The following is an 8,222-nucleotide window of genomic DNA, read 5'->3' on the forward strand; positions in this document are numbered from 1 at the left end:
CCATAGAAGTCATAGCCCCAGAGCTTGGCCAACAGCATCTCTCTGGTAAACACACGCCCAGGTGCGGCCAAAAAAGTATAGAGCAGCTCAAATTCCCGGGCAGTCAATTCCAGCAGCCTGCCTTCCAAAATAACTTCTCTGGTTTCCAAGTTGATTTCCAGGTCCCGGTAACGCAGGCAGTTTTCTTCCTTCCCTTTGGCGCTTCTACGGAGGATCACCCGTATCTTCTCCAGCAGCACAGGCATAGAAAAGGGCTTCGTCACATAATCGTCAATATCCAGGCCAAAGCCCCGCAGCGCATGCTCCTCCCCATCCAAAGCCGTAAGCATCATGATGGGAACCTGAGACTGTCCACGGATCACTTCACATACGCCAAAGCCGTCAATTTTCGGCAGCATGACATCCAGCAAAACAAGATCAAAGGTGTGGGCTTGAAACAAGGTAAGAGCTGTCACGCCGTCCTGCGCAACAGCAGTCTCATACCCGGCATCCCTGAGATAAGTACAAAGCAATTCCTGAATATCAGGCTCATCTTCCACAATCAGAATATTTTTCATAAACAATCACCCTACTGAAATATAACATGGAAATGTGAATTTATTGTGGAGAATCTACCACAAACAGCCCCCCAGGCGCAAAAACCCCCGGCAGATTCTGCCGAAGCAGTCTCTGCCGGGGATTTGGTAACATCCTGAAAACAATTCTATTCAATTTTCCCCAAGGCCCAGCCTGTTAATGGCTGAAAAAATCGCTCTCACAGAGGCCCTGGTGATATTGGAGCTCACGCCCACGCCGTAGGTAACCCTGCCGTCATCCGCATCCAGCAGATGAATGTAAGCAGCCGCCTGGGAATTAGAGCCGCTCTGCAGCGCATGCTCCTCATAGTCCAAAACCTTGATGGAAATTCCAAGCTCCTGAGCCAGACCCCTCTGTACAGCGTCAATGGGCCCGTTCCCTACAGCCTCAAAGAATTTTTCCTTCCCGTGATCCGTGTATACCACCGTCACTCTGGTGTCAAACTCGGTCTTCACAGAACCGCTCAGATCATCTATCCGCAGTCTGCGGAAATGAATCGGTTCCTTTCGATTCAAATATTCCTCCCTGAATTTCTCCATAATCTCATCCGGAGAAACCTCTCCCTGCTTCTCGGAAAGAGTTTGAATCACATTGGCAAACTCCTTGTGCATGCCCTTTGGAAGCTTAAAACCGAAATAGGAATCCATCACAAAGGCTACGCCGCCCTTGCCGGACTGAGAATTGATACGCACGATGGGCTCGTATTCTCTTCCGATATCCGCAGGATCAATGGGCAGATACGGCACCTGCCAGATATCGCTGCCCCGCTCCTTCATGGCATGAATTCCCTTGTTGATCGCATCCTGATGGGAGCCTGAAAACGCGGTGAAAACCAGCTTGCCCGCATAGGGATGTCTGGGATGTATGGGCAGCTTACAGCAGCGCTCGTATATCTCAATAATTTCATTGATATGCTCAATATTCAGCCCCGGATCAATCCCCTGGGAGAACATATTATAGGCAAGATTCAAAATATCTACATTTCCGGTTCTCTCACCGTTGCCAAAAAGGGTGCCCTCCACTCTGTCCGCGCCCGCCAAAAGGGCAAGCTCCGCACTGGCTACGCCGGTTCCCCTGTCGTTGTGGGGATGCACGCTGACCACAATGCTTTCCCGATTGTTCAGATGGCCGATCATCCATTCTATCTGATCCGCATACACATTGGGTGTGTTCATCTCCACCGTGGACGGAAGATTGATGATCATAGGAGCCTTTGGTGTGGGCTTCCATTCTGCTGAAACCGCATTGCAGATTTCCAGGGCGTAATCAAGCTCCGTGCCCGTAAAGCTTTCTGGTGAGTACTCCAGAATAATTTTGCCGGGAAATTTCTCTGCCCGTTCCTTTACCATTTTCGTGCCGTTAACGGCAATCTCCGTAATGTGCTCCCTGTCCATGTGGAACACTACATCCCGCTGTAAGGTGGATGTGGAATTATAGATATGCACAATGGCCTGCTTACAGCCCTCAATCGCCTCAAAGGTGCGGTCAATCAGCTCCTCCCTGCACTGGGTGAGCACCTGCACCACCACATCGTCGGGAATCAGCCTGCGGTCCACCAGCTGGCGCAGGAAGTCAAATTCAATCTGGCTTGCCGCCGGAAATCCGATCTCAATTTCACGGAAACCAAGCTTAATCAGATACTGGAACATTTCGATCTTTTCTTCCACCACCATGGGATCAATCAGCGCCTGATTTCCGTCCCTCAAATCCACACTGCACCATACCGGAGCCTTGGTAATCTCCCTCTCCGGCCATTTGCGTTCCGGATAATGTACCACAGGATTTTTGCGGTATCTTTTATAATTCAACATTTACGGCTTCTTCCTTTCCAGACCTCTATTCCCCAAGACCGCTTTCCACAGCGTCAACCAGCGCCTTAAGCGCTTCCTCCTCATCATCCCCTTCACACACAAACTCAATTTCATCTCCACATTTCACACAGGCCCCCAGTACGCTCAAAACGCTTTTGGCATTGGCTGTGCTGCCCTTAAATGAAAATGTGATCAACGACTTAAACTGCATTGCTTCTTTGCACAAAATTCCTGCCGGTCTCAGGTGCAAGCCAGTCGGGTTTTTGATAAATACTTTCTGACTTACCATAATGCCATCCCTCCACTTTCTTTTGCTTATCTTAACTATAGCACGGTTCAAATTTTCTGTCAAAACATTACGTCCTGAATCAGATTCGCCAGCTTCTCCGCCTCAGCCTGTATCACCTGCATATCCTTGCCCTCTATCATGACCCGGACTAAAGGCTCAGTGCCTGAGGGGCGTATCAATACTCTTCCCTGTCCCTCAAATTTTTTCTCGATTTCCTCTATGGCCTTCGCAATGACGGGATATTCCATATACTTATCCTTCTTGTGGTTTGCCACCCGGGCATTTACAAGAGCCTGTGGAAGCACCTCCATGATACCAGCAAGCTCAGACAGGCTTTTTCCGGTTTCCACCATAACCTGAAGCAGATGCAGCGCACTCAGGAGTCCGTCCCCGGTGGTATTTTCATCCAGGAAGATAATATGTCCCGACTGCTCTCCTCCAAGGCTGGCTCCGATTTCTCTCATGCGTTCCAAAACATACCTGTCCCCTACCTTTGTCTGCTCCATGTTCAGGCCGCATCTCTCACCCATAAGGAAAAATCCCAGATTGCTCATAACGGTGGCCACAATGGTATCCTTTTTCAGCCTCCCCTGGCTTTTCATATAGTTGCCCACAATAGCCATAATCTGATCCCCGTCCACAATCTTGCCGTTCTCATCCACAGCCAAAAGCCTGTCGGCGTCTCCGTCAAATGCCAGCCCTACCGCTGCCTTTTCAAAAACCACTCTGGCCTGAAGCTCTTCCATATGAGTGGAGCCACAGTTTGCATTGATATTGGTGCCGTCCGGGCTGTTGTGGATTGGCACCACGTCCCCTCCCAATTCCTTTAAGGCCTCCACAGAGGTGTAAAAAGAGGCGCCCTCCGCGCAATCCACTACGATCTTCATGCCCTCCAGATTTACATTCACCGACTGAACAGCATGATTGATGTACTCCTCCCTGGCGTCCGTGCGGTATTTGATCTTGCCAACGCCGGGCCCTATGGGAAACTCAATCCCACGCATCCCGTCCCGGATCACAGCCTCTATCTCATCCTCCATGGCATCCGGAAGCTTATATCCGTCTCCGTCAAAGAATTTAATGCCATTAAATTCCACCGGATTATGGGATGCAGAAATCACCACTCCCGCATCCACCTTGTACTTTTGCGTCAGATATGCCACCGCAGGAGTAGGAAGCACTCCCACATAAATACAGTTGGCTCCTACTGAGCAGGCGCCCGCCATCAGCGCATTCGACAGCATATCTCCTGAAATACGGGTGTCACACCCCACCATAATAGTTGGCTTATGCTTTTTTTCTTTTGTCAAAACATATGCGCCTGCCTGCCCCAGCTGCATGGCAAGCAGAGGAGTAAGCTCCTCGTTGGCAATTCCTCTTACTCCGTCTGTCCCAAATAATCTAGCCATCCTTTTTCCTCGTTTCCGGTGCTTCCACCTTCTTTATTGCTCTTCCAGTCTCGTAACCACCACTCTCGCATAGACCCGGCTTTCCAGATTGACTTCCTCCGCCAGCTCAAAGGTGATGGGTATGAAATAGGTTCCCGGGGAGAGCTCCTCCCTTTCCTCATCTGCCATCCATGCCCCGATATCCACGGTGCCCCTCACCGCACTCTCAACCAGAGGCGTGATGTAGGCATCCAGTCCGTACACATTCAAGGTGTATGTGGTGTAATCCTCCTGCAGCTGTACATCCACATCTTCGGGAGCATTCACAAGACTGATGTTTTCTGCCGGTATCTCCAGTGTTTTTTCTACCTGGGGTTCAATGTAAACTGTAGCGGTTACTCTGCCGTTATAGCTGCTGTCCGCCAGGCTCACATTTTCGGGCAGGTAGTCTCTGATATCAATGGTTTTCACAAAGTTTTCTGTTGCACCGGAGATATCCAATTCCTCCTCCGGAATGCTGATCCTGCTTATGCCTGACAGCGTATAGGCCGAGCCGGCGATCTGTACGGAAGCGGGACTGCTCTCCGTTACACCGGTGGCAAGATATCCCTCCTGAGGCTCACCAGCTACGTTCAGCTCTATGGGAACTGTCTTTACGGCAAGTATCTCCACCTCTATGCGCACATAGCTTACATTCTTCCTTACACTGGTGGAATCCACCAGGTTCCCGTCTCCATCATAAAGCTGCACATCCACGTTGGCGGACAGGCTGTTTGTGGCTCCCGTCACATCGATTTCCACTGCAGCATAGCTGATGCTTTGTATGACAGATTCCGGCCCAGTAACCTCAATCAGGGTTTGATCAGGCGTTGCGCTTGCCACCATATAGCCGTCTGCCACCTCGCCCACCGTATTGGTCTGCAGCCTTACCCATTTGCTGCTCTTGTCCTCCACACTCAGGCGTACGGCGTCGTGATCCCCCTCAATGCTGTCTATCTCATAGTTTACCGAATAGGTAATAGCCACCGTATTAATGTCCGTCAGCTTACTGATGTCAGCCTCCGCCACAATATCCGAAGCGCGCAGCTGCTCCCGGATGCTTCGGGGTGCGCTGACCGTCACATTTACGGAATCCGTGTTGTCCAAAACCTCATAGACCTTGTTTTCCTCGTCCAGAAGCTCTGTATTGGTCAGCCTTACCGTGATATTATTAAAACGTCTATTTCCGATGGGGTCATCGATCTGCACAACCAGAAACCACAGGATAAAGGCAAGTATCAGGGATACAAGCTTCAGACCCCAGTTTTTAAATATTTTTTTTCTCATCAACGGTCCTGCTCCTTCCCTTCCAGATACGCTTGCTCTTTGCCTTCTCCTCCCCGTCTTTATTCAAAATTTGCTGCAGACGTTTTTTCAGTCCCTCCGCATCCAGATTCCGGGACAGCTCTCCCTCGTAGGCCACGCTGATGCCGCCAGTCTCCTCGGACACGATCACCGTAAGGGAATCCGACACCTCGGAAATGCCAACCCCCGCCCTGTGTCTGGTGCCCAGCTCCTTGCTCAGTCCCATATTGTCGGAAAGGGGCAGATAACAGGTAGCAGAGGTGATTCGGTTTCCCCGGATAATCACCGCGCCGTCATGCAGAGGCGTATTATGCTCGAAAATATTAATCAGAAGCTGGCTTGTGACAATTCCGTCCACGTCGATCCCCGTGCGTTCATAATCCCGCAGGGACACATTCTGCTCTATCACGATCAGGGCTCCCGTCTTGACCTTGCCCATCTCCACACAGGCCTTGGTTATTTCGTTAATGGTTTTCTGGGAGAACAGCTCCTGTGTCCCGCGCCTGGAATCAAAGGGAAGCACTGAAGTGAGCAGATTCTTTTTTCCCAGCTCCTCCAGAGCATGGCGCAGCTCCGGCTGAAGCACCACAATCAGCGCCGTTACCGCAAAGGTCAGCACATTCTGCGCCATCCACAGAATTGTGGACATATTTGCCAGATATGCCAGAAGCAGAAACACAAGGATCACGATCAATCCCTTCATCAGCTGCCATGCCCTTGTGGTCTTCATCCAGACTAAAATATAATACAACAAAAAGGCGATAATCAAGATTTCTACGAAATCGCTTATCCCCATTGTTGTCTTATATACACTAAAATCTCTTAAGTGATCAACTACTGTCTCAAACCACTGCATTGCCTATCATTCCCTGCTATTTATTTTCAGAACAATTCCTCGTAATCATCCGTATTCTCCTCAGTCATATTGCTGTTAATGGTTACGCTCCTGCCCGTTCTGGCATCATTCCTGTGTGTCCCCGGTCTTTGGCCCCTTCCCTCATCCCGGTGCGCTCCTTGCAATGTCCGCTCCTGCCCCGTGGAAATTCTCTCCGTAGTCACATTTCTGGTTCTCTGTCCGGAAACGGTTCTGGCGCCCGCTGCAGACGTTCTGCCCGGGGCGGCCCCGGTACGCCTCTGGGGGTTGATTTTCTTCACCGTTTTGGAAGGCGCAGTCACTGTCATCTTGGGTACGGCCTTCACATAGTAATAGTATTCATCATCCTCAAACTGCACCTTTTCTGTCCGGCTGTAATCCACACAAAACCGGAAAAACTCTATGATTTTTGCCACCACCACGGCCACGATTTCTCCCACCACTGCACCCAGCAGAGAAAGATTGAGATCATACATCAAATCCCCTACCAAAAGTATGACCAGATTCATCATAACACCGGCAATCATGGCAATCGTCCAGCAGTGATCCACCGCCATCCTGCGTATCAAATATACCACAATCACAGTGATTGCAAATGCCGCTATCACCACAAACATCTCCTGATTCCCCAGGATTCCGTCAATAATCAGCCTAAGCTTTGCGGTGGCCTCCTCTGCGCCCATAGTGCTTATGGTAGATGCACTGCTGGACACGGTAAGAAGCAGATAATATACCACTACACCGCAGCTGACGGAAACAGCGGACGCAGGCGTCCCCAAAAGTCCCAAAGCCACAGGCATAATATAAGGCACCTGAAGTACAAACAAAAACGGCGTCAGCACCGCCACAATGGCCTCCTTGTGGCAAATCCTGAAAAACAGAAGAAACAGCAGCAGATAGACACACAGGCCTATGGCCGCAATCTCCAGGGACAACGCATACATATGAGCCAGACTGAACAATGCCGCAAACAAAACAATGCTTCCCATTGGAAGGAAGGAGCACAAGAGCGAGACAATCAGAACAATGGCTATATTATCCAGCTGCGTCATATATCCCAGCTGCCCGTTCAGGGTATTCAGCACCAAAAAAGCCAGCAGAAACTTCAAAATCGGCAGAATAAAAAATTCATTTTTACTGTAAAACAGCTTTAGTTTTTCTCTAAATTCCAGTAAACCAGTCATTCTTTCCTCCAGGTAAGCTTAAAATGCCTCACTCGTTGTAAAGCGAATTGAGCTTTTTCAGGTTGTGATAATAACATTTCAGGCTTTTCTTTGCTTTGGAATATCGGTAGGAATACAGAATATAAGAAATCACTCCATATCCTGCCACCGTAATCCCGTAGTACAAAAGCACGGTCTGGGCAAACTCGATCAGATTCATGTTATAAATATCCTGCATGAAAATTTCAAAGTCATAGAACACAAACAGTGCAAATATAATGGCAAAGGCCACGGTGGCGCAGAAAACGGATTTCAGCACCTGCAGGCCGATATAATCGCTGCGAAAATATCTGCCTATAGCCACATTCTCCCGTCCCTCATTTTGTTCATAGGATGCCATTTTTGTCATCAGAATAATACGTTCTTCGTTCAGCATGATAATTTCTCCATTTATAAATACCGCATTCTCGGGTTTTCCCGGTCAACAGGCTCCCGCTTGACCTCCTTGGGTTTATTGCTCTCCAAAATATTCTTAAAGCCCTTGGTCATGTCAAATTTGCATTTTTCGCAAAATCTGCCGCAGCGGATTGGCGCCCCGCAGACCTCGCAGGTCAGGAAAATAGGAGAATCCTCCGTCACCTCCAGCCGCTCCTCCCGAAGCCACTGCCTGATCTGGGAGGGCTCCACATCGCATGCCTTCGATACCTCAGGAATGCCCACCCCAGGATGGCTGCGTATATACTCCTTCACCTCCTGAAATTTGCCCTCAAGAGATTC

9 protein-coding genes are annotated in these 8,222 nt (G+C 49.7%); all 9 read right to left on the minus strand.

Annotation, left to right across the window (positions count from 1 at the left end; all coding sequences use genetic code 11):
* On the minus strand, positions 1-557 hold a 557-nt coding region (locus AC1WIP_RS07665), incomplete at its 3' end, for a response regulator transcription factor (RefSeq protein WP_481141297.1).
* 150 nt (positions 558-707) lie between these two features.
* On the minus strand, positions 708-2,387 hold the full coding sequence (leuA, locus tag AC1WIP_RS07670) for a 2-isopropylmalate synthase (RefSeq protein ID WP_318708569.1): 1,680 nt from the start codon (positions 2,385-2,387) through the stop codon (positions 708-710).
* Positions 2,388-2,412: 25 nt separating this feature from the next.
* On the minus strand, positions 2,413-2,676 hold the full coding sequence (locus AC1WIP_RS07675) for an HPr family phosphocarrier protein (RefSeq protein ID WP_318702779.1): 264 nt from the start codon (positions 2,674-2,676) through the stop codon (positions 2,413-2,415).
* 59 nt (positions 2,677-2,735) lie between these two features.
* Positions 2,736-4,085, minus strand: coding sequence for a phosphoglucosamine mutase (gene glmM, locus AC1WIP_RS07680; RefSeq protein WP_481141298.1), 1,350 nt, complete (start codon positions 4,083-4,085; stop codon positions 2,736-2,738).
* 33 nt (positions 4,086-4,118) lie between these two features.
* Positions 4,119-5,390, minus strand: coding sequence for a CdaR family protein (locus AC1WIP_RS07685; protein WP_481141299.1), 1,272 nt, complete (start codon positions 5,388-5,390; stop codon positions 4,119-4,121).
* The gene (cdaA, locus tag AC1WIP_RS07690; RefSeq protein WP_481141300.1) at positions 5,371-6,264 is read right to left on the minus strand and encodes a diadenylate cyclase CdaA; all 894 of its coding nucleotides are present in this window, start codon (positions 6,262-6,264) and stop codon (positions 5,371-5,373) included. The genes AC1WIP_RS07685 and cdaA overlap by 20 nt, the downstream gene beginning before the upstream one ends.
* 26 nt (positions 6,265-6,290) lie before the next feature.
* On the minus strand, positions 6,291-7,466 hold the full coding sequence (locus tag AC1WIP_RS07695; protein WP_481141301.1) for a hypothetical protein: 1,176 nt from the start codon (positions 7,464-7,466) through the stop codon (positions 6,291-6,293).
* Between the two features lie 28 nt (positions 7,467-7,494).
* Positions 7,495-7,881 carry a hypothetical protein gene (locus tag AC1WIP_RS07700; RefSeq protein WP_481141302.1) on the minus strand — a complete coding sequence of 129 codons (387 nt, stop codon included), beginning with the start codon at positions 7,879-7,881 and terminating at the stop codon, positions 7,495-7,497.
* Between the two features lie 14 nt (positions 7,882-7,895).
* Positions 7,896-8,222, minus strand: a 327-nt coding sequence (locus tag AC1WIP_RS07705) for a flagellar protein (RefSeq protein WP_481141303.1), incomplete at its 5' end; no start/stop codon positions are given.

It is taken from the genome of Acetatifactor sp. (assembly GCF_982438285.1).